Genomic DNA, 21,639 nt, shown 5'->3' with positions numbered 1-21,639 from the left:
TTGGTGGAATCTGAAAAAGCCTATAGTTATGGAGTTATTGTTATAATCAAAACAATGGACGAAAAAAAGAAACCAGAACCAAAGCTGGATACTAAGACCAAAGTAGTTACTATCCCAGGCCAGAAGTCAGCTCAGGACACCTCTAATTGGGATGATAAGGCCTTTGGAACTCCAAGGGGCCGTGACCTCATACCAGCATTAGCCAAAGAAGCGAAAGACCCTAGCCAAATAAAAAATCACATTGACCCTGCATCTCGTAAGAAGAGACCAAGTGCCAAGTAATTTAGATTAACCAATAACTTGTTGAACCTATCTTTAAGAGACTGTTGATGCAGTATAACTTAGGCCGCCACTAAGAATGACAAAATCAATTCTAACTTTTCATCTCGTGTACGCTTTCTTTTTATATCAGACTCCCAAACTACAAGTAATTTCCAGCCATCTTGCATTAAAGCTTCTCGTACTTCTTTGTCCCGCTCGATATTCCGTGCAATCTTCTTTACCCAATAATCATTTGGGCTGCGGTTTTTAAGCACTCTGTCATAATCTTTGCCGTGCCAAAATTCGCTATCAATGAATACAGCTTTCTTCTTTCGAGGTAAAGCAATATCGGGTTTTCCAGACACTTTGCTGTAGTGTTTTTGAAAGTATACTTTGTTTTTGCGCAAGTAGCGGAATACTATCAATTCTGCTTGTGTATTCTTGGAGCGTATACGAGACATAATCTCGCTTCGCTTTTCGGCAGAAAACGTATCCGCCATAGAAGCTAATCTATCCTATGGAATACTTTACCGTAAGGTAGTTTGATATTTGGAACCCAAAACTCCGCACCATCCCATCCCTTTTCTACTTGACCTAGAAGTTTGTAGAGTATGATTACAGATTGGTTTACATTTGACTTGCTTATACTTCTATCAGTTGGTGACAAGAGGGTTCCTGTTCCTCGCTTGATGTCACGACCCCTGCGGATAACTAATTTTGCAGTATTCCCGAATGCTTTGGACGCTTTAACGGATTCTAGTGCATTTATATAGGCATTGACTGACCAATCGTTTGTTAGGTCTGAAGAAAAGGCCTTTAGCACAAGAATCGCATCATCAATAGAGACTTCATACTCACCATCAACGAAAGCATCTACGACGCTGTCAACATTCGCCACGTTATTCTGGTCAGGACGTGGCGGAAAATAATTCACTCCACCTACGATATAGCCGTACTTGCTTTGGTCGATTACAGCTTTACGTGTAGGCTTTATCTTTGGATGTAAAACAAGTTGAATGTCATCGAAAGTTCCTTCTTGAATTTGTTTGATTAGAACCTCGTTGGCTTCATTGATTTCAGAGAACAAATTAAATAGAGCTTCAGGCATGAATACTCTCATTAACAGTGGGTCGCGGTCATATCCAAACATTCGGCAGTGCTGCCAGAAAGTATCCGCTTGAGGAGTTTTAGCTGAACGACAATAATACACGGTTTGAAGACCCTTGAATGTCACGCCTCGCCCCAGGGTATTTCCTCCAATTACTATATTTAACCCTTCTTCAAAGGTTTGCCCAGACGTACCTTCGGGGCCAGAGTTGAGAGTGTGAATAGAAATTACAGGACTACTGTTGATGAATTCAAAAATTTCATTGAATGAACGAATGTCGGGCTTCGTCTGCTGCAAATCAGTCCATGCTGCCTTGAGCCGCTTAGTAAGTTCATCATTTCCCTTGGATGCAAGGACTTCTTTGACGTATGACGTAACTTTTCTACGTATATTTTCATGGTCATCAATTTTAGAGCTTGGATGTACCAAAAATGTGCATACTTTGGCGCTTGCTGACAATGTTACATGGCCTGCTGTAATTAAGTAGGTTTCGATTGCCCGTTTAATGCCATCGGCAATCACGTCGGTCTTTAGAAGTGTATTAAGTTCGTCGTCTTCAGTTACACGGTTAGTGAATGGTTTCGGTTTACTATAGAAGAACTCGCCGCCAAGATAACTTTTTCCAGGAGGAAAATAGTGCGTAAAACTAGGCTTCCATCCCGATTCTTCACTTTGAAGAAAGAGTGCTTGAGGGGTAGCGGTGACCTGTAGGTAGATACTACTGGTAGATAAACGCTGTATTGCCTGAAGGTGAGTATTGATAGTACTCTGTTCAGCTTTATTAACTTTTGTATTTGGACTCGCCGCATCGGCTTCGTCATCCACTATGAAAATAGGGCGTCCTTTACAAGCATCCGAAGCACTTAATATGTTCCGCCAGTTAAGCAGAATTTTATCGTTCTTTTTTAGAATTATCAGAGTAGGGCGACGTTTGCCCGCTTCTGTAAAACGAACTTCGTCCTGCTCACTACAGACAGCAAAGGTATTATCGAGAGCTTCTAGCGCACGTCTGTAAGTTTGTTTTTGTAGTGCAACATTGTCGCTGGTCAGTAATATAAAGACACCAAAAGCATCATCAGCATCGGCAGCACCTGCAATAACGCCAAACATTTGACCTGTTTTTCCACTTTGTACTTGCCCAAATAACAATCCCTGAATATGTTCCTTGTGAGTAAAGGTTTCAACATATTTTGGGATGAGCGCATTTACTGTATTTTTGACGGAATCAACTGCATCTGGTGCATCTTTCGCTAATACTTCAAGGTAACTGTCTAAATGTTTTCCCATTTTAATTTACTCCAAAATCTAGATACCAAACTTGTGAATCTTCTAATTTAGTCATTGTTAATGTCGAACGGCCATATTCAGTTAGTGTATCGTCTGTTACTAAATCGCCAGGTTTCAAAACCCCTGCGTTTTCCAGCCTACCTTTAAGCCAACGACCCAGTATCTTCAGGTCATCTTCTGAACGTAAGTTTTTACTGAAGTCGCCGCTCGTTTTGCACCTGAATGCCCAGCCGTCATCAGTAATGACATCAAATCCGCCTTCATCATTTCGGGGGCTTGCTTGAGGGTATCCAGGGACTGTAGTGATAGTTTTAGGCACAATCAATTCAACTTCATACCAAGGACGTGGCATGACAAATCCCTGTGAATTTTCCCTACCTTTTCCAAAAGCAGTATTGAATCCGCTTTTCTGAGAACCATCCCCCTTAAGCGGTATCTCGAAACTCAATTCTGAAAGTTTTTGCTTTGTTGCTAAAAGCTCTGAGTCGATTAGCTTCAATACTCCTACTTGGTCCTTTAAGAGATTATTTTCAGGTAATGAGGGTTTTATTTCTAGCTCTGAAAGAGGACGGGCAGAAATATCAATTAAATCTTTAATGAATGATTTAATTTCAGGTGCTGTTGCATCGGCATTATTGAACAAATAGTCTGCTTCGTACTGTCTTTGGCCATCAACGATATTAGTGAGGTTAGATGAACCTAAGATGGAACCAAGTAGAGTTTCATTTTTACTAAAAGCTACCAATTTTCCATGAAAAGGAAAAGTAGTAACCATATAAACTTGACCTAGATTATTGTTACGCAATGTTTCATCTAGTGAACGCAAAGCATCTAATTGAGCAACACTCAATCCATCAAAGTAGTGCATTCCAACGCAAAGCTCTAACCTGGGACCGCCGTTAGCTTCTATAATGCTTTTTAAGTCTACGGCAGAGTCAGTAGAGATGTACCCGCTTGCAATATGTATCTGGTCAGAATCCTCTAAAAGGTCTCGAAAAATTTTGGTATATGTTTTGAACTGAGTTCGCAGAGGTGAGAGGTTGGAAAGCAGCAAGGACATACTAATTTGCTGCCATCACTAAGTGCTTGAGTCCCACTAACTCGCTTGTCATAAAGTTTTTATAATCGACTTCTTTTTGGTTCAGCACTACAACACTGTCTGCACTGAATGCAGGCAACAGGTGCATGGCAACTTTATTGGCTGCAACAGGCGGAACCGAATTACCTATCTGCTTCCTGACTTCAGTGATTGTCCCCTCAAAGATGAAGTCATCAGGGTATCCAAACAGTCTTGCTCGTTCACGGTTTGTGAGTGGACGGTTTTCTTCGTAGTGATAGCCCCACGTCCCACCACCTCCGCCAGCGATGATAGTCGTCGATGGTTTATTGCGGTCTAAGCGTCGGTATACGTGACTAATCATTCCTTTTACGTAGTAAGGGCTATCTTTAGGAATAGATGTGAAGTTGCCACCTTCTGGTATCAAAGCAAGCATCTCTTTAGTCTTTTCTTTGATATTTTGGTGTTCGTTATTGAAAGGTACTTTTTCTACACCTTTAAGAGCTTCTCCCGCAGTAACATAACTATCTGCATCATTAGTAGGTTCAGGCTTAGTGTATGTAAAGTCGATATCGTGCCGAACTCCAACGATTAAGACTCGCTCACGAAGCTGCGGTGCGCCGTATTGTGCAAAGTTGTATAAGTTGATGTCTAGCTTATATCCAAGTGCCGCAAAGTCTTCAGAGATTTGCTGAATAGCTTTACCTTTGTTGGCAGTAAGGAGTCCTTTAACGTTTTCCGCTACAAATACTTTTGGCATTTTAGTTTCAACAGCACGTACAAATTGTTTGTAGAGATTTCCTCGGTCTGTTTCTAGGCCGCCACGCTTAGAAACCATAGAGAAATCCTGGCAAGGGAATCCACCAGTGATAATATCTACATCAGGCGTTTGATTAAAATCAATATCAATGATGCTACCTTCGACCATGTGTGGCCCAAAGTTTCTGCTATAAGTTTTACATGCAGCATGTTCAAAATCGTTAGCCCATACAATTTCATATCCCGCTTGCTTAAAACCTAAATCAAGACCGCCGCATCCTGAGAATAGTGATAAAACTTTTGGCTTCCGTGTCTTCATTTTGTACCCCCGCTTATATTGTTTATGCTGTTTTTGTGGTTAATATCGATTATAAATCATATTGCTTAAAAAAGCCGCTATAAAATGGCCGCCCCAGTCTTGTAAATAGCAGTCAATCATTTGATGGCTACATTGTTTCATCTGTTATCTTAATTCTAGCTCTCTCGATTTTCACTGAAACTTTATTTATTTGGTTGGCCATTTTTTAATATGACATGAAGCTATATTTTATATCCTTTCTTTCAAGCCATTGTTTGAATTCACCCTGTGTTTCAAATGTGTCCTTTATAAGCTCTAGAAATGCTTTCTGAGCGTCACCAAACTCTATAGTGACCCAATACTCGTAATCACTGTCTCCACCGTTAGGAGCCGTCTGTGCGGTTCGTTTTCCCATATCAGTCTGTTCGTATATCAGTTCGCCTAATTTATTGATTTCTAGACTTCTGAATCTTTTATCTCCATCAGGAAGGATAATGGTTGGATATTCTAGTGTTGGCATACATAGCTCACTTTCTGTCGCAATAGAAAACGACTCGAACCTTAATGTTTCGAGCCGCAATAGACGTTCTGATGAACCGCTGTCCTCAGTTATATTATAGCAAAATTACCCCCGTTATCCTAGAATATATTCATGTTGGAATTAACTACGAAACAACTTGAAAAGTGGAAAGAAACTTTTGCCAAGGATGGCATTGTTTACGATAATGATGAAGACTACAGAGAAGCGGTGAGTAACTTGGTTGGTTACTTTGATGTACTGATTAGCATAGACCAGGAACAAAAGCGTAAAATGAAGACAGAAGAAAAAACAAGCTACCAAGGAGAATAAAAAATGAAAGATAATACTCAGCCAAAAACTAGCGAAAAATTTTTATTGAAGCCAATGAAGAATGAATCCAAAGAAGAATTCAAGTCACGGCTTAAACTGCTCATGAAGCCGAAGGTTGAGCGGTCTTAGAATTAACGACGGTCTTTAAGAAGGTCACGAATCTCAATTAGTACAGCTAGTATGTCTTTTAGGTATTTGCCCATATCATTTCTCCTTTTGGATTAGTGTCATGACGGCAAACAAAAAACCTGCCGTCAGTGAGCTTGCGCCCTACAACCGTTTCCAGTTGTAACCACTTAGAAGAAGTCCTGACGACAGGTTTATTACTTCTAAGTGGATTTTCGACCATACCTTCTCTTGCGAGTGGCTCTAGGACGAGAGTAGCCAAAGCTATTCACTTTTGATTATATAAGAAAATGCACAACATCAGAGCAGTATCAGTGAAGAATCGAGTTTATCTCTGACTATTTATGTTGAACAAATATGCTCATTCTTATATACTATTGGTAGGAATTGTTAAGTTAAAACAAAATTATGCCAGAATATCTAACCATTAAGCAAGCATCAGAGATACTACAGGTTCACCCTAACACGCTTAGGAACTGGGACAAGAATGGTCTACTAAAGGCGGTTAGGATTGGCGTACGTAAGGACAGGCGATACAAACGACAGGATGTCATGAAACTGCTGAATGAGGGTTCGGATAATGATTGAAAAGAAGGCCAAAAAACCACGTCAACGCAGGGAAAAGGTTTCACTTACTGAAGAACAATATCAAAAGGCCGCCGAAAAACTTGCTGAGAGAAAGAACAAAAATCCTGATGCGTTTGTCCTTCCCGTAAGTAGACGCACCATTGATGACTTAGCCAGCTACTTCGCTGCTGATGACAAAGATACAAAAAGAATTTTACCTTTAGAAAAACGACGTTACGCCATCTATTTACGAAAGTCTACAGATGATGAAGCAAAGCAAGTTCGCTCACTAGACGACCAACGTTCGGAATGCTTAGAACTGGCAAGTAGAATGGGAATTACTGTACGCAGTGAGGATATTTTAGAAGAAAGTGCATCAGCTAAGAAGTCGGGTAATCGGCCGATATTCGATGATATGATTCTTGGTTTTAAGACTGGTAAATATCACGGGCTTATTTCTTGGTCGCCAGACCGAATTTCCAGGAATATGAAAGAAGCGGGCGAAGTTATCGAACTAATTGACCATGAGTATATACAGGACCTTCAATTTAAGACGTATCAGTTTGAAAATAATCCAAATGGAAAGATGCTATTAGGCATACTGTTTGCAACTTCTAAGCAGTACTCGGACAAACTTTCTGTAGACGTTAAGCGAGGTACAGACGGGAATATCAAAGAAGGTAAGTATAACGGTGTAATCAAGAAAGGTTACTACGTCGATGCTAGCAATGGTTTCTTTATTCCTGATAGTTATAACTGGGACCTGTTGCGAGAAGCCGTTAATATGCGCCTGTACCAAAACAAAGATAATGTAGAAATTGCAAAATTTTTGAATGATTCGCTATTGAGCCAACGCAAAAGCCAAGATGAGCCATTTACTAAAGTCTTTGTAGATAAGCAGATGGTGGGTGACATATTCAAAGACTCCTTTTACTTTGGTTTATATAAATACGGCGATAATCTTGCGGACCTTACGGAAGTATCAGATTTTTTACCACTCATTACGCCTGATGAATATCTGGCCCTCAATCACCAAGTAGGAACAGACTTCGGAGTAAAACAAACACGAAGAAAACCAAATTACGATAAACTGGATTTCGGTTTACTAAGGAATAAAGTCGTTTGTGATTTTTGCGACGTGCCAATGCAATTCCAGCATAATCCAATTAAACGAGGTAAGAATACTGGAAAATGGGTTGTTAGCTTTTACTGCCGTAATAAGGCATGCCAACGCTACAAGACGGAAGAAAACAAGGCAAATGGAATCACTCTCAAGAAGAGTATTCGTGCAAAATATATACTTGCTGCGATTGAGTGGGAGCTAAGACACTGCACTAAGCGCAGTAAAAAAGCGTATCAACTTCACGTTGATAAACTGCGTAATAGAATTGCTCAAGATACTGCCATTGCAAGGCGCAAACTTGCAGAAGCCAAAAATGATTTACGCATAAACGAAAAACAGTACATGAAGTATCAGGACTTTCAGGTAAATCAACCCGAAGACTATAAGCGTCACCATCAAGGCAAACTTGAACATCATCAACAGTTAATCAACGTTGCAGAGCATAGCATTAAGAAGCATACACAGGAACTTGAACAATTGAAGGCTGGGCTACCTACAGAAGATGAGTTCTACGAACTCATCGACTTATATCTGTTAAGTATGCTGAACTTCAATGATTTAGTCGAACTTGATGCAATATGCAATGAACTTGTGTCGAACCTACGTGCTGGAAACGATTCTGTATCTGTTATAAAACTAAATCCACCATACAATTTGCTGGTGGATTTAGGTGAAATATCTTCTGGTCGGGGTGAAAGGACTCGAACCTTCGACCTCACGGTCCCAAACCGCGCGCGCTACCAGCTGCGCCACACCCCGATGATGTGAACTGGTAGGATTATAGCTGATTTTAAGGAGTTGCGCAACTCCAGAAGACACAATAATTACGTGCGACGATAGGCTCGGTCTTCTTCTTCCTCTTGGTAGCGGGTTTGCATGTAGTTGCTCATTTGCTGCGCAAAGCGTTCAATGGTACTGAAGCGGGTTTTAAGCTCATGAATGTCATTTTGCAGCGTCACCACCCGTTGGTCGTCATTTTCGTCGTTGACACCACGCGCGATCTGATCCATCTGCGTTTGCATGTTAGAAATAGCCCGGTGGATATCTTGAACATCGCGGGAAATATCATCAATCAGTTGTACTTGTTGGGCGATGCTGCTACTATCGTTTACCAAGCGCTGGGTGTCATTTTGGACACTGCGAATCGCATCTTGTACCGCTCGCTGTACGTCGTTATAAGTAAGATCTGCCATGGCTTTATTATAGCATTATTGCAAGATGAGCAGTTCGCTCTTGCTACAATAGTCTGTCGTCTCCGTCGGCGTAGCGGGGTTGTTGACTTTGTAAGACCTTAGCTATGAATTGCCGCAAGTGATTGCCGGCCAACATAGCCACCGCTTGCTCCTGCGGCAGCCATCTATACGCCTCAATCTCGCTTTCGTCAATTTGCAGGGCGTCCCGTGCTGGTTTAGTAATGCTCGTATGAAACAGAAAATGTAAGAAGTCGCCCTGGCTAACCTTCGAAGTGCCGTAACGTACCCCAGCAAATTGCAGCGCTTCGGGCGCAATAACCAATCCTAGCTCCTCTTTAATTTCGCGAATCGCCCCTTCAAGCGGTGACTCCCAAGCTTCTACCATGCCACCAGGGATATCCCAATGCTTTTTGTAATTCGGTTTTATAACCAACAACTCTCGCCGTTCATCCCATACCAACAGCTTGCTGCTCAGCGGTTTTTTGGGCTGCGCGGCGAGCCAGGCAATTTTCTCTTGTTTGGTGAATTCGCGGGTCATTTCTTATTTAGCAAATTCAATAGCGCGCGTTTCACGGATAACATTTACTTTAATGGTGCCGGGGTAGCTCATGGTGCTTTCGATCTTGGTGGCAATATCTCGGGCGAGCTTGATGGCACTTAAATCATCGATTTGCTCAGATTTAACAATTACTCGAATTTCACGTCCAGCGCTTATGGCATACGACTTCTCGATTCCCTTAAAGCCATTAGCGACATTTTCGAGGTCACGCATACGTTCAGCGAAGTTTTCGGCACTAATATTGCGGGCGCCTGGACGCGCCGCAGATAGTGCATCGCATACCCGCACCACGAGCGCTTCAACTGTTGTTGCCTCAACATCATCGTGATGAGCTTCTATTGCGTGGGCAATGGCTTCACTCATACCATATTTACGCGCCAGTTCGGCACCAATATGGTGATGCTTGCCTTCCATGCGGTGCGTGACGGCTTTGCCAATGTCATGCAGCAGTGTGGCAGTTTTCGCAACCCGCACATTAGCCCCAATGTCCTGGGCAATGATGCCGGCAATGTGCGCCATTTCGGTGCTATGTTTCAGCACATTTTGGCCATAACTGGTACGAAACTTGAGCTCACCGAGCAGTCGTAGTAGCTCTTTCGGAACACCAACCACTCCAACTTCACGGGCGGCATCCTCGCCGGCGCGATCGATTTCTTTATCGATTTGTTTTTGGGCTTTTTCAACTACTTCTTCTATGCGCGCCGGGTGAATGCGGCCGTCTTTCATTAACATTTCAAGCGCCGATCGAGCAATCTGGCGCCGCACGGGGTCAAAGCTCGAGAGCACAATCATGCCTGGCGTATCGTCCACTAAAATATCTACCCCAGTTGCTCGCTGCAAGGCCTGAATGTTACGGCCTTCTTTGCCAATAATCCGGCCTTTCATTTCGTCGTCGTCAAGCCGCAGGGCGGTAACCGTGCGCTCGGCAGTGACGTCGCTGGCCATCCGCTCCATGGCAGTCACCAAAATCGTCTGGGCGCGCTCTTCAGCGTCGTGTTGGGCTTCTGCTTGTAATTTACTTATAAGCCCAGTAAGATCCTGCTGAATGTCCCGTTCGGTCATTTGTAGCAGTTTTTCAGCGGCTTGATCTTTTTTAAGGCCGGCAATTTTTTCAAGTTTTTCTTGTTGGCGAGTGCGAATTTCGCGAATTTCGGCCTTTAAGGCTTCGACTTCGTCTTCTTGCTTGCGTAGCTTTTCGGTACGAATATCGAGCTCCTCAAGCTTACGATCAAGGTTCGCTTCGCGTTCGGCAGTGCGGTCTTCAGCTTTTTTAAGCTCTTTTCGCCGCTGACTCTCTTCTTTGGTGGCGGCTTCGCGCACTTTTAAGGCTTCGCCTTTGGCCTGCAGTACAATGTCGCTGGCTTTTGTTTTAGCTTCCAGAATCAGCGCTTCGACCTTGTGGGCGGCACTCGAGCCGCGCCGCTGCCCCATATACGCTAAAGCCCCTGCGCCAGCAGCCCCGCCAATCACGAGGCCAATGAGTATTTCTATCATAAAAGGATCCTTTCTTCCCCTCCGGATCGTCGTGCTATGTAGTACTTCTTTGAAAACCTATCTGATACTGAAGAATGCCTGAAACGGTTATCGGCAGTTATACATCTCTAAAGATCCGGCACAGTTCAATAAATGTAAAACGTAAAAATAGTTGCGCAAACTACAACATTAACTGTTGGTAGTGTCACTATGTATTGTATGCTTAAATAGCCCCGAAATGCAAACGGCGAGTTATTTTTTAGCCTTGGTAATATGTGGTTCAGCGCCGTATTCTGGAAGTACTAACTTATCGTTTTCGCTGTTTTGCAGACGTTTAAGGCCGTCAGTGGCCCAAGTGTCGCCTCCAGTACCAACTATTGGGATATCACTGGCATAAGCAATAGTATTAGCAACGGTAATACCAATCCGTAGACCCGTAAAACTCCCGGGGCCTTTAAAAACGATAATTCCAGACACGCTGTCCCAATCGGTCCCCGCTTCAGTGAGCTTAGCTTCAATAAAAGCAAGTAGCCCCTTCGCGAGTTCACGCCCAGCTTCCCAGGTATACATGTGGGGTTGGCCGTTTTCGGGCACCAGCTGGATTTCACAGGTTGGAGTATCGGTTTTAATTGCTAAAATCATAGGTTCATCTCAAAATTTTCCATACCACTAAGGCCGACCCGACGGTTGGTTTCGCCGGTGGCGACAATTTTTAAACGAATATGGCTGGTGGGTAAAATGTCGTGCACCACATCGGCCCATTCCACCACGGTAATTGCCCGCGGATTAGCCAGAGATTCGGCAAATTCGTATTCGAGCACTCCCGCATCGGGCAAACGGTAAAAGTCGTAATGATGCAGTTCCAGGCCACTAGGCGCTTGGTACACTCGGCTAATTGTGAAGCTGGGGCTTTGTATGTCTTCAGTGATACCTAGGCCCTCACCAAGCCCTTTGACAAAAGTGGTTTTGCCGGCGCCAACATCACCCACCAGCTCAAGGCAGTCGCCGCCTTTGACATAGTGAGCCAGGTGCTTTCCAAAAGCACGCATCATGCCTTCAGAGATAATACGGATTTCGTGTTGCTTCATATAACTAAATTGATAATACCATGATTTTTTACGGCTCAGATACCCGAGAAGTTGATCTCGGCTATCTGAGCCTGATTTTAGGACCTAATGGAGGCTCTAACTCTTCTGGAACAGAATCCTTAGACACTGCTTCACTCGCTCCTTCAAGCTTCTGGGGTATAGGCGCTGCTCGAGCGCCCTGATTTGCTTGTCTTTTTCGGCAAGTTGCCGCAAAAGTTCTTCTTCAAGCCGTTGCTGCTTCAGTTGGTAGCGTGCAGCGATCTTTAGGCCTTGAACCTGAAGCCGCTTCCGCATACCATCAAGAGCTGCTTCGAGATCATTGATTCGTCGCTCTTGCGGCGAAACCGTAAGACGTGGCATCATTGCCGGCGTTACGCCTGGCGTAGCAGTAGTAGCCTTACTCCTTGGCGCAGGTAGCGGAAAATTGACCTGGCATTCATCCGTTCCTGGCGCGACAACCCAGCAACCATTATTCAGCCGAATTTTACCGTCATCACGCAGACCGGTAAAGGCATGACGCACGAGCTTTTTATGCTCTTGTTCCGTCACGCCTGACCGGCGAGGAATTGCAGTTTCCATTTCCTCCCACAGGTAAATATCTCGAATCCCCCCCTCTCTGCTTGCAATTACTTCAAGCATTGTTTCGTCGAGCCGAACACCCATCTCCTTACCCCGATCATTAGGCGACGAGGACATATATATTTATAACAGAATAAAAATATTTGGTCAATTCAGCGGTGCCTTAAATAAGACACCGCTGAATTTGTTAAAAATGCCCAAGGGAAGAGGAAAAGACTTTATCCTTTACTTCTTTTGGTGTTGCCTTTTGCACGACCAGCCCCAATTGGAAGTCTTCATACCGAAAGCTGCGAACTTCTTCAAAGCCCGGCCAGACTTCGCACTGCGCAACTACACTACCTCCTTCTGGCGCATGGAGAAGCTTAGCATATCGCCAGTCGTCATCACCGTAGTGGAACTTAATATACCCGCCCAACAACTCGTAGAGATCGTTGATGCAGGTGATGCTATTGTCTTGGTTCGGTTGCTTCGCCATGTGCATTCCCGCTTTGTTAGGTATGGTTGGGCGTCATTATGTTCTCACTCATATGGTCTATTCGTCAAGCAAATAAGCGGTCAGAGGCGAACTTGCGCTAATAGCAGAGTAGAACAGCTTCTAACAATGCAAATTGCTACTATTTACTTTTATCAAAATTAATGTTATTATAAAATAAATCGATCTACTCATCGCTTAAAGCGCTAGGAGCGATCTTGCACCTTTCTGCGTCTACCCGAGAACCGGAAGTTTCCATCGAGGAAGCCTGGTCGCGTATCGAGGACCAGGTCTATTTCATGCTCGGCGGTGAAAGCATCAACTACTGGTGGCGCTGCATTCAGCAGACCGTGACCGCCGGGCAGCTCAATCGCGTTTGGGATGAGTGGCCGGAATACGAAAAGTGGCTACACGCCAAGCTGCACGAGAGTCGCGAAAACCGGCTGCTTTACCTGTTGAGCGAACTCACGACCACCGACAACCCGTTCATGGTTGTGCAAATCATGGACAAAATCTCCCGGCCACCCTTCGGCGACCAGCTGCAGGAGCACTTCGGCTTCAGCCAAGAGGGGGTCGAAAAGCTGGAGAAGGTCGCCTGGAAGCGTTGTGGGCCGGCCATGATGGCCCAAATCAAGGATGACATGGCCGAAGGTTCACCGATCCTAGTCGAAGACTCTGTCAAGTGGCTCATCCGAACCATCGAGGAAGGCTTCGACCCCAGCACCTTGCCGCCCGACGACCTCAAGTTGTGCCAGGAGTTGATCAGCGGGAGGATCGAAATATAGGCCCGCACGAAGAAGCAAATAGCCCGCCGAAGGGCACCGCTTCTTCGGCGGGCTATTTGCTTGTCCGTAAAACCACCCCATAACTCATGGTTCATTCTTTTTCACCCTAACCATTAGCATTGTCAGCTAAAATTGCTTATAGTAATAAGTAACTATGAGAATTTCTGACGCCACAATTGAAGCGCTCATTCAATCGAGCGGCTATGTCACGCCGGAGCAGATGGCCGAGCTTAAAGACGAGCAGGCCGCCAATCACCGGCCGCTCCAAGATTTGGTTATTCGTCATGGGCTGCTCACCGACCAACAGCTCACCGAGCTGTACGCCCGCTACGCCGATATTCCGTATATCGAAATCGACCCGCGCGAAGTGCCCAGCGAAGCCCTGCTGCTCATTCCCGAGCGGGTTGCCCGTCAATACAACGCGGTGGTATTTAAAGTGGTTGATGGCGTCCGGTATTTGGCCATGGAAGACCCGGACGATATCCAGGCGGTTAACTTTATTGAAAAACAAATCGGGACCGATGTAAAAATTCATATTGCGACCCACGAAAATATCCTCCAGGTGCTCGATAACTACCGGGCCGATGTTGATAAAGAGCTTAGTAACGTTATTCAGGTCCAAAAAGATGACAGCGACGAAGACGACAATCAGGCCGAGCGTGTCTCGGAAGCCGATATTGCCGAAGATTCGCCAATCGCGAAAACTGTTAACTTGCTGCTTGAATACGCCATTCGTTCGAATGCCTCTGATGTTCATATTGAACCGCGTGAAGAATATGTGCAGGTGCGCTATCGAATTGACGGCGTACTCCAAGAAGCTAATCGGCTGCCACGTAACGTGCTTGATGCGCTGGTGAGCCGCATTAAAATCTTAAGTAACCTCAAGATTGATGAACGACGCGTACCACAGGATGGCCGCTTTAAAATTACTATTTCTGGCCACACTTATGCTCTGCGCGTGTCAACCCTACCGGTAACTGATGGTGAAAAGGTGGCGATGCGTATTTTAGATGAAGACAACTCGGCGTTATCGCTTGAACAGCTAGGTTACTGGGGTCAGGCTCTTACAACCGTTTCTGAAGCTATTACCCAGCCCTATGGTATGGTACTGGTGACCGGCCCAACTGGTTCCGGGAAATCGACCAGCTTATTTAGTATTTTGACGATTCTCAACCGACAAACGGTCAATATTTCTACCATTGAAGACCCTGTGGAATACAAGATTCAAGGCGTCAACCAAACCCAGGTTAACCCAAAGGCGGGCATGAGCTTTGCAGCTGGGCTTCGGGCGCTTTTACGCCAAGACCCAAATATTATTATGGTGGGCGAGATTCGTGACTCCGAAACTGCCAATTTAGCAGTGCAGGCCGCACTCACTGGCCACTTGGTGCTGAGCACCCTGCACACCAACAACGCCTCAACCACTCTTCCCCGCCTGCTTGATATGAATATTGAACCATTCTTAATTGCCAGTACCATTCGTACGGTTGTTGGCCAGCGCTTGGTGCGCAAGCTGTGTCGTAATTGCCGCGTATCGTACAGCCCTAGCAAAGATCAAGCCGCCGAAGTCGCCCGGCTGTTTGGTATTGAAAAATCCCTGGCTACCGTTCATAAGCTTGAAACCGAAGCCGCAAAACAAAATATCGGTAATCTTCCGGCCGATGAACTAAGCTCAAGCTCAACCGCCATCACTCGCCTGTGGAAGGCCTCAGAAGCCGGCTGCGATGAATGCAACCACCTTGGTTACCGCGGCCGTATAGGAATTTACGAAGCTTTGCCGAATTCTGATACAATCCAAAAACTGATTGTGAGTAATGCCACCAGCGCCGTCATTCAAGACCAAGCAATTAAGGACGGGATGGTGACTATGCAGATGGATGGGCTGATTAAAGTGCTTCGCGGTGAAACAACCATCGAAGAAATTTTACAGGCAACCCGAGAGTAAGCTATGGCATTTTTTTCGTATCAAGCGGTAAATAAATCCGGCAGCATTATAAATGGCACGGTCGAAGCGACTGATCGCCCAGGCGCGCTTGAAGCGCTCAGCCGTGAAGGGCTCCGGCCGGTCAGCCTGAAAGAGCAAAGGCAAAAGGCATCATTTGATATTAAACGCCTCTTCAAAAAACGAGTAAAGGCTGACAGCTTAGTGATGTTTACCCGGCAGCTGAGCACCATGGTCAGTGCCGGCGTGCCGCTGTTTCGCGCCCTGACCGGCCTGCAGGCCAACACCGAAGATGCCATGCTCAAAGAAGTACTTGAACAGGTCAGCAAAGATATCCAAGGCGGCTCCACGTTAGCCGATGCATTCGCCAAGCACCCCCAAGTTTTTAGCGATGTCTACATCAATATGACCCGCGCCGGCGAAACGGCTGGTATTCTTGATACCATTTTGAAACGGCTAGCGCTTCAGCAAGAAAAAAACGCTGCCATTCGTAAAAAAGTCCGTAGCGCCATGACCTACCCGATGATCCTTTTGGTCATCACGGTCGGGGCATTCTTTGGCCTGATGATATTTGTCGTACCGCAAATTGGCGCTATCATCAAAGATCTTGGTGGACCCGATGCTGAATTACCACTGATTACCCAAGTGATGCTTGGCCTCAGCGGCTTTATGCAAACCTTCTGGTACTTGATTATCGGGGGTATCGCTGCGATCTTTTTCTTGGTATCGCGCTACATCCAAACACCAACTGGTAAGCGAAAATTTCATCAGCTACTGCTACGGGTACCAATAGTTAAAAATGTCATTAAAAAAGTGGCGTTGGCTCGTTTCGCCCGGACCTTTGCTGCCCTGCTCGGTGCCGGCGTCAGTGTAATCGAATCATTAAAAGTAACTGGTCGGGCAATCGGCAATGTTGTCTACGAAGAAGATGTTGCCCGGGCAATTGACGAAGTCAAAAACGGCAAGCAGCTTTCTGAAGCCCTCAAAAAAAGTAGCCTGTTTCCGCCACTGATTTCCCAAATGCTGGCAGTCGGTGAAGAAACCGGCCAAACTGACACCGTACTTATAAAAGTAGCCGACTTTTATGACGAGGAAGTCGACGCCACCATCGAATCGCTCAGCTCGGTAATTGAGCCGGTCATGATTGTTATTATGGGTGCCATGGTGGGATTAATTGCTGCCAGCGTGATGGGGCCGATTAGTAGCCTGGCCCAAAACATTAAACAGTAAATCATAAGCTTTTTATGCTATACTGGTCGTAATAGCTAGTGGGCATCATGAGTAAATTATTTTACAGGGACAAGCCGATCATTGGTCTCGACTTTAGTCAAACGAGTATTAAAGTCATGGACTGCGACCCGCGCCGTAATAAGGTGTTTGGGTATGGTTCGATTGATCTCGACCCGGTAAAGGCCCAGCAAGCTTTCGACGAGGGTGACAGCGACTACTTAGCTAGCTGCATTGAGCAACTACTAAAAGACAAACTTGTCGGAACCGTTCAGAGCAATCATGCCGTGGTAAGCATCCCAACTGCCCGCACCTATACCCGTTCATTCAGCCTGCCGGCAAGTGCCGAAAAAAACCTCAGCGAGGCCATTACGCTTGAGGCCGAGCAGTATATTCCGGTGCCACTATCACAGCTCTATAGCGATTATGAAATTATCGAGCGTACCAACGAAACTATCTCGGTACTCCTTTGTGCGGTACCACAACGAATTGTCGATGTCTGTTTAGCTGCCTGCAAAGCCGCTGGGCTTCGGGTCATACTGGTTGAGCCGAGCATAAGCGCCGTCGCTCGCTTACTTACTCACACCGAAGAAGGTGGGCTCTCGACGGTAATTGTTGATGTTGGGCCGGCAACCACCGATATTGCCATTCTCGATGGCTCTATTCGGGTGACCGGCGGTATCGCTATCGGAGGCAACACGTTTACGCTTGATATCGCCAAAAAGCTGCATGTCACCCTAGAAAATGCCCATCAGCTTAAAGTACTTCATGGGTTAAACGCCGGGCCACGACAAGCAAAAATCTTAGAGGCGGTCGAACCAAACTTAAAGCGAATCGTCACTGAAGTCCGAAAAGTAATGCGCTATTACACTGAACGCATTGGCGTTGGCAAAAAGATTGAACAAGTAGTGATTGTCGGGGGTGGATCAAATATCCCTGGTCTTGGTGACTACTTTACCAACTCCCTGGTTATGCCGGCGCGAATCGCCAGCCCGTGGCAAATCCTCGATTTTAATACGCTCGAACAGCCGCCGCGTCAGTTTAAGCCGCGCTACATCACTGTCGCGGGGCTAGCGAGCATCGCCCCGGAGGATGTCTGGAAATGATCAACCTCCTCAGCCCAGAAGAAAAACGGCAACTGCGGGCCGCCCGAACCAATGTTTTATTGCTTCGCTACAACATTTTAGTCGCGATTACCATCTTAGCTGTCGGTGGGGTTTTTGGTGTCGGATTCTTTATTACTTTCCAAGAACGTGAACAAGCGCTACAAGAGCAGCGTGATAACCAAGCGCGAACAGCAGATTTCAGCCAGGTCCGACGCGAAGCAGAAGAATTCACGAAGAACCTAGCCACTGCCAAATCTATTTTGTCGCAAGAAATCGTCTACAGCGAACTACTGGTAGCGGTTGCCAAAACACTCCCGCGTGGCACGGTACTGACCGATATCTCCCTGACCCCAGCTAACTTCAACACTCCCTCAACCCTGGCTGCCCGGACAAAAAACTACGATGGCGCACTGCAGCTCAAAGGCACCCTCGAAGCTTCGCCGCTATTTAGCAACGTCAGTATTACCAATATCATCCAAGATAGCACTAACCGAGCGTATCCTGTCAGCGTTCAACTAAATGTTACTTTGCACCCTGAAGGAACCACCCAATGAAACAAGGCATGACAGCGGTGGCGTTTCGCCGGGTGCTGCTTGGGAGCTTGCTATTACTGATTCTTCTTGCAGCACTTGGGTATTACCTGCTCGGTACAATGCTTACCGAGGCTGCGCGTGACTCCATGCAAAAGAAGATCGATGCCACAGTCGGTCGGAGTGACTTAGAGCAACTGCAGCGCATGGAAACGTACTTGCGCGACCACCAAGACATTGTGAAGCGAGCGTCAGAGATTGTCGCCGAATCAAAAGAATACCAGTATCAAAATCAGATCATCGACGATATCAATACTTTTGCTCGGCGCTCAGGTGTAACCGTCACTGGTTTCAGCTTTGATACCAACACCGCGCCAACCACTGGTAGCGGACAAGCCGCCCCCCGGGTAGCACCAGGAGGATTAAAAATCGTCCCGGTCACAATTACCCTACAAAACCCGCTACCTTACACCAACTTTCTTCGCTTTTTAAAATCTATCGAGCAAAATTTAACCAAAATGCAAGTCACCGGCGTGTCGCTGAGCCCTGATACTGAAAACGCGGCACGAATCACCAACCCAACTATCGGCCTTGAGGTATATGTGAGGTAATATGAAAACCAATTTTCTTGCTCCTAATAAATTTAATCGACTCACATCGCCATTCCGTAAGCACCACGCGCTGATCTTTATTTTGTTAGCACTAGCGGTGATGATTATTAGCGTTTATAGCATCAACCAAATCTTAAGCCAACCAGTTGACCAAAACTATAAAGCCGAGGCCGAAGCTAAGTCTTTGCGCACCAACTTTGACCAACAAACAATCGATAAAATCACCGAACTTCGCGGGCGTGGCGATAATTGGGCAAACAACTTACCTGGCGGCCGAATTAACCCGTTCAGTGAATAAGCATACCGAATGATTTAGCTTTCGCTGCTTTTCATATATACTGCTTATAGTATGTTATTCATGGTCCAAAACTTTATTGGCACACCGGTAATGAGCCTGCAAACCGGCACCGAACTGGCAGCAACGAGCCAGCCGGTGATTGATCCACGCCGCTTAGAAATTGTCGCATTTTACCTTGAAGGGTCACTTCTTGATTTTAACCCCGCGCTGCTTCTGGCTGAGGATATTCGCGAGGTAAGCGATATCGGTTTTATTATAAATTCCAGCGAAGAGCTGGTGTCACCGGAAGATATGTTTTCTATGCAAGAAATACTTGATCTTCAGTTTGCACTCGAAGGTATGGCCGTATTCGATGATACCGGCAGCAAGCTCGGTAAGGTAATGACATATAGCGTGAATTCTGCTAACTTTTTAGTCCAGCAATTATACGTACAGCGCCCATTTTTGCAAAATTTGGTCAACACCGAGCTGCTAATCCATCGTTCGCAAATTGTCAATGTGACCAATAAAGCCATTACCGTCCGCTCTACCCGCACACCAATTAAAAACCCGGTTGCTACCGCTCAGGAAAAGCTATTTTATAACCCATTCCGGAGCGGCGAGCCACGGCCGAAACCCGAAGCCTAGCTATCTTCGCTTTCGCGCAAGACTTGTTTAATAGCATCAAAGCTAAACCCCTGACGCGCCAGATACGCCATAAACTTCTGTTCATCCGTATAACGGTGCCGTCGCTTGTCGACAATTCGCCGCAATTCTCCTAGTTCATCAAAGTCATTTTCTTCCAGCGCCTGCTCTATGCTGGCCGCATCCACGCCTTTTTGCCGTAGTTCAAGTGTCAGTTTTCTTTTACTGCTGGGTTTCGTAGCCTGGCGCGAGCGCACCCACGATTCGGCAAAAGCCGTATCGTTTATATAGTTTTTCTCTTCTAGCTTCTTGACGATCTTAGCCGTCATTTCGGGTGGCCACTGCTTCCGGTAGGCATACGTTTCAATCTCTTTGCGGCTGCGCGGTCGTCGAAAAATGTACTCTAATGCGCGCGCGTAGGCTTTACCAAACGCGCTGTCGTCTTTTAGCCCAGCCAGACGTTGTTCGGTAATCTCGAGCCCAACCCTGACACCGCTATCAATCAGCTGGGCTTCACTAAGCGAGAACGAAAACGACCCATCAATAAATATGTTGTAGCGACCTTTGGTTTTTACGGCGCCCTTGATGGCAGTTACTTTAGGCATGCGCTACGCGAAATCCCTGTTTTTTAGAGCGTTGAAGTAAGTTACCTTCGTGCTACACCTCTTCAGCGGCAACTTTTTCGCGGACTTTAGCTTCAATTTCGGCCATAACATCGCTATGTTCTTTAAGGTAGGCCTTGGTAGCTTCACGGCCCTGGCCAATCTTAGCATCGTTATAGTCGAACCAGGCACCAGCCTTACCAACAACTCCGTGCTGCACGGCAAGATCAAGCACATCGCCAGTTTTAGAAATACCTTCGTTGTACATAATGTCAAATTCTGCCACACGGAATGGCGGCGCAATCTTGTTTTTCACGACTTTCACTTTGGTGCGGTTGCCGGTAATATCTTCGCCCACCTTAATCTGGCCAGTACGGCGAATATCGAGCCGCACCGATGCGTAAAACTTTAGAGCATTACCACCAGTAGTGGTTTCTGGGTTACCAAACATCACGCCAATCTTCATGCGAATTTGGTTAATAAAGACAACCGTCGCTTTTGACTTATTAATAATACCGGTCAGCTTGCGGAGTGCCTGACTCATCAGCCGTGCCTGTAGGCCCATGTGGCTATCGCCCATATCACCTTCAATTTCAGCTTGCGGTACCAGTGCCGCCACCGAGTCGACCACAATTAAATCAACCGCGTTTGACCGCACCAAAGTTTCGGTAATTTCGAGTGCTTGTTCACCGTTATCTGGCTGACTCACCAGCAGGTTATCAGTATCAACTCCAAGCCGCTTGGCGTAGCTCGGGTCAAGCGCGTGCTCGGCATCAATAAAGGCCGCCGTGCCACCCTGGCGCTGCACTTCGGCAATAGCATGGAGCGTTAAGGTGGTTTTACCTGAGCTTTCTGGCCCGTAAATTTCAATAATACGCCCTTTGGGGTAGCCGCCGCCCAAAGCAAGGTCCAAGCTCAACGAGCCTGACGGAATTAACTCAACATGCGCCCGGTGCCCTTCACCAAGCTTCATGATCGAGCCGTCGCCGAATTGCTTGGTGATTTGCTCAACTGCTAGCCCCAAGGCCTTCAGCTTACCATCATCAGCACTTGATTCTTTCTTTGCAGTCTTTTTCGTCGTCTCTGCCATTATCCTGTCCTCCTGAAAACCTAT

The 21,639-nt window shown here is 46.0% G+C and carries 26 protein-coding genes and 1 tRNA gene; 12 read left to right on the top strand and 15 right to left on the bottom strand.

Annotated features, from left to right (window positions below):
- Entirely contained in the window at positions 1-282 is a 282-nt protein-coding gene (locus tag VD907_00835; GenBank protein HYG83406.1) for a hypothetical protein, read from the top strand.
- A gap of 59 nt (positions 283-341) precedes the next feature.
- On the opposite strand, the gene VD907_00830 is transcribed toward VD907_00835, so the two are convergent.
- From VD907_00830 to VD907_00810, 5 genes are all read right to left on the bottom strand, one after another.
- Positions 342-761 (bottom strand): very short patch repair endonuclease, encoded by a 420-nt coding sequence (locus VD907_00830; protein HYG83405.1) that lies wholly within the window; start codon positions 759-761, stop codon positions 342-344.
- Positions 762-766: 5 nt separating this feature from the next.
- Positions 767-2,656 carry a Z1 domain-containing protein gene (locus VD907_00825; protein ID HYG83404.1) on the bottom strand — a complete coding sequence of 630 codons (1,890 nt, stop codon included), beginning with the start codon at positions 2,654-2,656 and terminating at the stop codon, positions 767-769.
- Position 2,657: 1 nt separating this feature from the next.
- The gene (locus VD907_00820; protein ID HYG83403.1) at positions 2,658-3,716 is read right to left on the bottom strand and encodes a restriction endonuclease PLD domain-containing protein; all 1,059 of its coding nucleotides are present in this window, start codon (positions 3,714-3,716) and stop codon (positions 2,658-2,660) included.
- A gap of 1 nt (position 3,717) precedes the next feature.
- Positions 3,718-4,791 (bottom strand): DNA (cytosine-5-)-methyltransferase, encoded by a 1,074-nt coding sequence (dcm, locus tag VD907_00815; GenBank protein ID HYG83402.1) that lies wholly within the window; start codon positions 4,789-4,791, stop codon positions 3,718-3,720.
- Between the two features lie 205 nt (positions 4,792-4,996).
- Positions 4,997-5,290: a hypothetical protein gene (locus VD907_00810; protein HYG83401.1), complete on the bottom strand. Its 294-nt coding sequence runs from the start codon at positions 5,288-5,290 to the stop codon at positions 4,997-4,999.
- 132 nt (positions 5,291-5,422) lie between these two features.
- Here VD907_00810 and VD907_00805 point away from each other — a divergent pair, with 132 nt between their 5' ends.
- The 3 genes from VD907_00805 to VD907_00795 all read left to right on the top strand — a co-directional run bounded on the left by VD907_00805 (position 5,423) and on the right by VD907_00795 (position 6,334).
- Positions 5,423-5,620 carry a hypothetical protein gene (locus VD907_00805; GenBank protein ID HYG83400.1) on the top strand — a complete coding sequence of 66 codons (198 nt, stop codon included), beginning with the start codon at positions 5,423-5,425 and terminating at the stop codon, positions 5,618-5,620.
- Between the two features lie 3 nt (positions 5,621-5,623).
- Positions 5,624-5,749: a hypothetical protein gene (locus VD907_00800; GenBank protein ID HYG83399.1), complete on the top strand. Its 126-nt coding sequence runs from the start codon at positions 5,624-5,626 to the stop codon at positions 5,747-5,749.
- 405 nt (positions 5,750-6,154) lie between these two features.
- Positions 6,155-6,334, top strand: a complete 180-nt coding sequence (locus tag VD907_00795) for a helix-turn-helix domain-containing protein (protein ID HYG83398.1) — start codon at positions 6,155-6,157, stop codon at positions 6,332-6,334.
- Positions 6,335-8,119: 1,785 nt separating this feature from the next.
- On the opposite strand, the gene VD907_00790 is transcribed toward VD907_00795, so the two are convergent.
- The 8 genes from VD907_00790 to VD907_00755 all read right to left on the bottom strand — a co-directional run bounded on the left by VD907_00790 (position 8,120) and on the right by VD907_00755 (position 12,803).
- A tRNA-Pro gene (locus VD907_00790) sits at positions 8,120-8,195 on the bottom strand.
- A gap of 65 nt (positions 8,196-8,260) precedes the next feature.
- On the bottom strand, positions 8,261-8,629 hold the full coding sequence (locus tag VD907_00785) for a hypothetical protein (GenBank protein ID HYG83397.1): 369 nt from the start codon (positions 8,627-8,629) through the stop codon (positions 8,261-8,263).
- Positions 8,630-8,672: 43 nt separating this feature from the next.
- The gene (locus VD907_00780) at positions 8,673-9,167 is read right to left on the bottom strand and encodes an NUDIX hydrolase (protein ID HYG83396.1); all 495 of its coding nucleotides are present in this window, start codon (positions 9,165-9,167) and stop codon (positions 8,673-8,675) included.
- Between the two features lie 3 nt (positions 9,168-9,170).
- Entirely contained in the window at positions 9,171-10,682 is a 1,512-nt protein-coding gene (gene rny, locus VD907_00775; GenBank protein ID HYG83395.1) for a ribonuclease Y, read from the bottom strand.
- A gap of 231 nt (positions 10,683-10,913) precedes the next feature.
- Positions 10,914-11,303: a tRNA (adenosine(37)-N6)-threonylcarbamoyltransferase complex dimerization subunit type 1 TsaB gene (gene tsaB / locus VD907_00770; protein ID HYG83394.1), complete on the bottom strand. Its 390-nt coding sequence runs from the start codon at positions 11,301-11,303 to the stop codon at positions 10,914-10,916.
- Positions 11,300-11,749, bottom strand: a complete 450-nt coding sequence (gene tsaE / locus VD907_00765) for a tRNA (adenosine(37)-N6)-threonylcarbamoyltransferase complex ATPase subunit type 1 TsaE (GenBank protein HYG83393.1) — start codon at positions 11,747-11,749, stop codon at positions 11,300-11,302. Before tsaE ends, tsaB begins: the two co-directional genes overlap by 4 nt.
- A 96-nt stretch (positions 11,750-11,845) precedes the next feature.
- Positions 11,846-12,445 (bottom strand): hypothetical protein, encoded by a 600-nt coding sequence (locus VD907_00760; GenBank protein ID HYG83392.1) that lies wholly within the window; start codon positions 12,443-12,445, stop codon positions 11,846-11,848.
- Between the two features lie 70 nt (positions 12,446-12,515).
- A complete protein-coding gene (locus VD907_00755; GenBank protein ID HYG83391.1) occupies positions 12,516-12,803 on the bottom strand; it encodes a hypothetical protein in 288 nt (95 codons plus the stop codon).
- A 215-nt stretch (positions 12,804-13,018) separates the two neighbouring features.
- On the opposite strand from VD907_00755, the gene VD907_00750 reads away from it, so the two are divergent.
- From VD907_00750 to VD907_00715, 8 genes are all read left to right on the top strand, one after another.
- Positions 13,019-13,585, top strand: a complete 567-nt coding sequence (locus tag VD907_00750; GenBank protein ID HYG83390.1) for a hypothetical protein — start codon at positions 13,019-13,021, stop codon at positions 13,583-13,585.
- Between the two features lie 154 nt (positions 13,586-13,739).
- The gene (locus VD907_00745) at positions 13,740-15,530 is read left to right on the top strand and encodes an ATPase, T2SS/T4P/T4SS family (GenBank protein HYG83389.1); all 1,791 of its coding nucleotides are present in this window, start codon (positions 13,740-13,742) and stop codon (positions 15,528-15,530) included.
- A gap of 3 nt (positions 15,531-15,533) precedes the next feature.
- Positions 15,534-16,757, top strand: a complete 1,224-nt coding sequence (locus VD907_00740) for a type II secretion system F family protein (GenBank protein HYG83388.1) — start codon at positions 15,534-15,536, stop codon at positions 16,755-16,757.
- A 47-nt stretch (positions 16,758-16,804) separates the two neighbouring features.
- Positions 16,805-17,860 (top strand): pilus assembly protein PilM, encoded by a 1,056-nt coding sequence (gene pilM / locus VD907_00735; protein HYG83387.1) that lies wholly within the window; start codon positions 16,805-16,807, stop codon positions 17,858-17,860.
- Entirely contained in the window at positions 17,857-18,414 is a 558-nt protein-coding gene (locus VD907_00730; protein ID HYG83386.1) for a hypothetical protein, read from the top strand. Before pilM ends, VD907_00730 begins: the two co-directional genes overlap by 4 nt.
- Positions 18,411-19,001: a hypothetical protein gene (locus tag VD907_00725; protein HYG83385.1), complete on the top strand. Its 591-nt coding sequence runs from the start codon at positions 18,411-18,413 to the stop codon at positions 18,999-19,001. The genes VD907_00730 and VD907_00725 overlap by 4 nt, the downstream gene beginning before the upstream one ends.
- A 1-nt stretch (position 19,002) precedes the next feature.
- Positions 19,003-19,299 (top strand): hypothetical protein, encoded by a 297-nt coding sequence (locus VD907_00720; protein HYG83384.1) that lies wholly within the window; start codon positions 19,003-19,005, stop codon positions 19,297-19,299.
- Between the two features lie 51 nt (positions 19,300-19,350).
- Entirely contained in the window at positions 19,351-19,926 is a 576-nt protein-coding gene (locus VD907_00715; GenBank protein ID HYG83383.1) for a hypothetical protein, read from the top strand.
- Here the strand turns inward: VD907_00715 and VD907_00710 are convergent.
- Both VD907_00710 and recA read right to left on the bottom strand, forming a co-directional pair.
- A complete protein-coding gene (locus VD907_00710) occupies positions 19,923-20,528 on the bottom strand; it encodes a RecX family transcriptional regulator (GenBank protein HYG83382.1) in 606 nt (201 codons plus the stop codon). The genes VD907_00715 and VD907_00710 overlap by 4 nt on opposite strands.
- A 52-nt stretch (positions 20,529-20,580) precedes the next feature.
- Entirely contained in the window at positions 20,581-21,615 is a 1,035-nt protein-coding gene (recA, locus tag VD907_00705) for a recombinase RecA (GenBank protein ID HYG83381.1), read from the bottom strand.
- Between the last annotated feature and the right edge of the window lie 24 nt (positions 21,616-21,639).

It is taken from the genome of Verrucomicrobiia bacterium, assembly GCA_035629335.1.
Classification (GTDB): Bacteria; Patescibacteriota; Saccharimonadia; order Saccharimonadales; family Saccharimonadaceae; genus DASUUR01.
Note: the sequence above shows the minus strand (reverse complement) of the source record. Positions and strands in the feature narration are given on the sequence as shown.

Excerpts from the sequence above, each read along its gene's own strand:
- VD907_00780 (HYG83396.1), bottom strand. The coding sequence starts at position 9,167 with ATGACCCGCGAATTCACCAAACAAGAGAAAATTGCCTGGCTCGCCGCG.
- VD907_00720 (HYG83384.1), top strand. The coding sequence starts at position 19,003 with ATGAAAACCAATTTTCTTGCTCCTAATAAATTTAATCGACTCACATCG.
- VD907_00710 (HYG83382.1), bottom strand. The coding sequence starts at position 20,528 with ATGCCTAAAGTAACTGCCATCAAGGGCGCCGTAAAAACCAAAGGTCGC.
- rny (HYG83395.1), bottom strand. The coding sequence starts at position 10,682 with ATGATAGAAATACTCATTGGCCTCGTGATTGGCGGGGCTGCTGGCGCA.
- recA (HYG83381.1), bottom strand. The coding sequence starts at position 21,615 with ATGGCAGAGACGACGAAAAAGACTGCAAAGAAAGAATCAAGTGCTGAT.
- VD907_00740 (HYG83388.1), top strand. The coding sequence starts at position 15,534 with ATGGCATTTTTTTCGTATCAAGCGGTAAATAAATCCGGCAGCATTATA.
- pilM (HYG83387.1), top strand. The coding sequence starts at position 16,805 with ATGAGTAAATTATTTTACAGGGACAAGCCGATCATTGGTCTCGACTTT.
- tsaB (HYG83394.1), bottom strand. The coding sequence starts at position 11,303 with ATGATTTTAGCAATTAAAACCGATACTCCAACCTGTGAAATCCAGCTG.
- VD907_00820 (HYG83403.1), bottom strand. The coding sequence starts at position 3,716 with ATGTCCTTGCTGCTTTCCAACCTCTCACCTCTGCGAACTCAGTTCAAA.
- VD907_00745 (HYG83389.1), top strand. The coding sequence starts at position 13,740 with ATGAGAATTTCTGACGCCACAATTGAAGCGCTCATTCAATCGAGCGGC.
- VD907_00830 (HYG83405.1), bottom strand. The coding sequence starts at position 761 with ATGGCGGATACGTTTTCTGCCGAAAAGCGAAGCGAGATTATGTCTCGT.
- VD907_00785 (HYG83397.1), bottom strand. The coding sequence starts at position 8,629 with ATGGCAGATCTTACTTATAACGACGTACAGCGAGCGGTACAAGATGCG.
- VD907_00760 (HYG83392.1), bottom strand. The coding sequence starts at position 12,445 with ATGTCCTCGTCGCCTAATGATCGGGGTAAGGAGATGGGTGTTCGGCTC.
- VD907_00755 (HYG83391.1), bottom strand. The coding sequence starts at position 12,803 with ATGGCGAAGCAACCGAACCAAGACAATAGCATCACCTGCATCAACGAT.
- VD907_00715 (HYG83383.1), top strand. The coding sequence starts at position 19,351 with ATGTTATTCATGGTCCAAAACTTTATTGGCACACCGGTAATGAGCCTG.
- VD907_00795 (HYG83398.1), top strand. The coding sequence starts at position 6,155 with ATGCCAGAATATCTAACCATTAAGCAAGCATCAGAGATACTACAGGTT.
- VD907_00800 (HYG83399.1), top strand. The coding sequence starts at position 5,624 with ATGAAAGATAATACTCAGCCAAAAACTAGCGAAAAATTTTTATTGAAG.
- VD907_00725 (HYG83385.1), top strand. The coding sequence starts at position 18,411 with ATGAAACAAGGCATGACAGCGGTGGCGTTTCGCCGGGTGCTGCTTGGG.
- tsaE (HYG83393.1), bottom strand. The coding sequence starts at position 11,749 with ATGAAGCAACACGAAATCCGTATTATCTCTGAAGGCATGATGCGTGCT.
- VD907_00730 (HYG83386.1), top strand. The coding sequence starts at position 17,857 with ATGATCAACCTCCTCAGCCCAGAAGAAAAACGGCAACTGCGGGCCGCC.
- VD907_00805 (HYG83400.1), top strand. The coding sequence starts at position 5,423 with ATGTTGGAATTAACTACGAAACAACTTGAAAAGTGGAAAGAAACTTTT.
- VD907_00810 (HYG83401.1), bottom strand. The coding sequence starts at position 5,290 with ATGCCAACACTAGAATATCCAACCATTATCCTTCCTGATGGAGATAAA.
- dcm (HYG83402.1), bottom strand. The coding sequence starts at position 4,791 with ATGAAGACACGGAAGCCAAAAGTTTTATCACTATTCTCAGGATGCGGC.
- VD907_00825 (HYG83404.1), bottom strand. The coding sequence starts at position 2,656 with ATGGGAAAACATTTAGACAGTTACCTTGAAGTATTAGCGAAAGATGCA.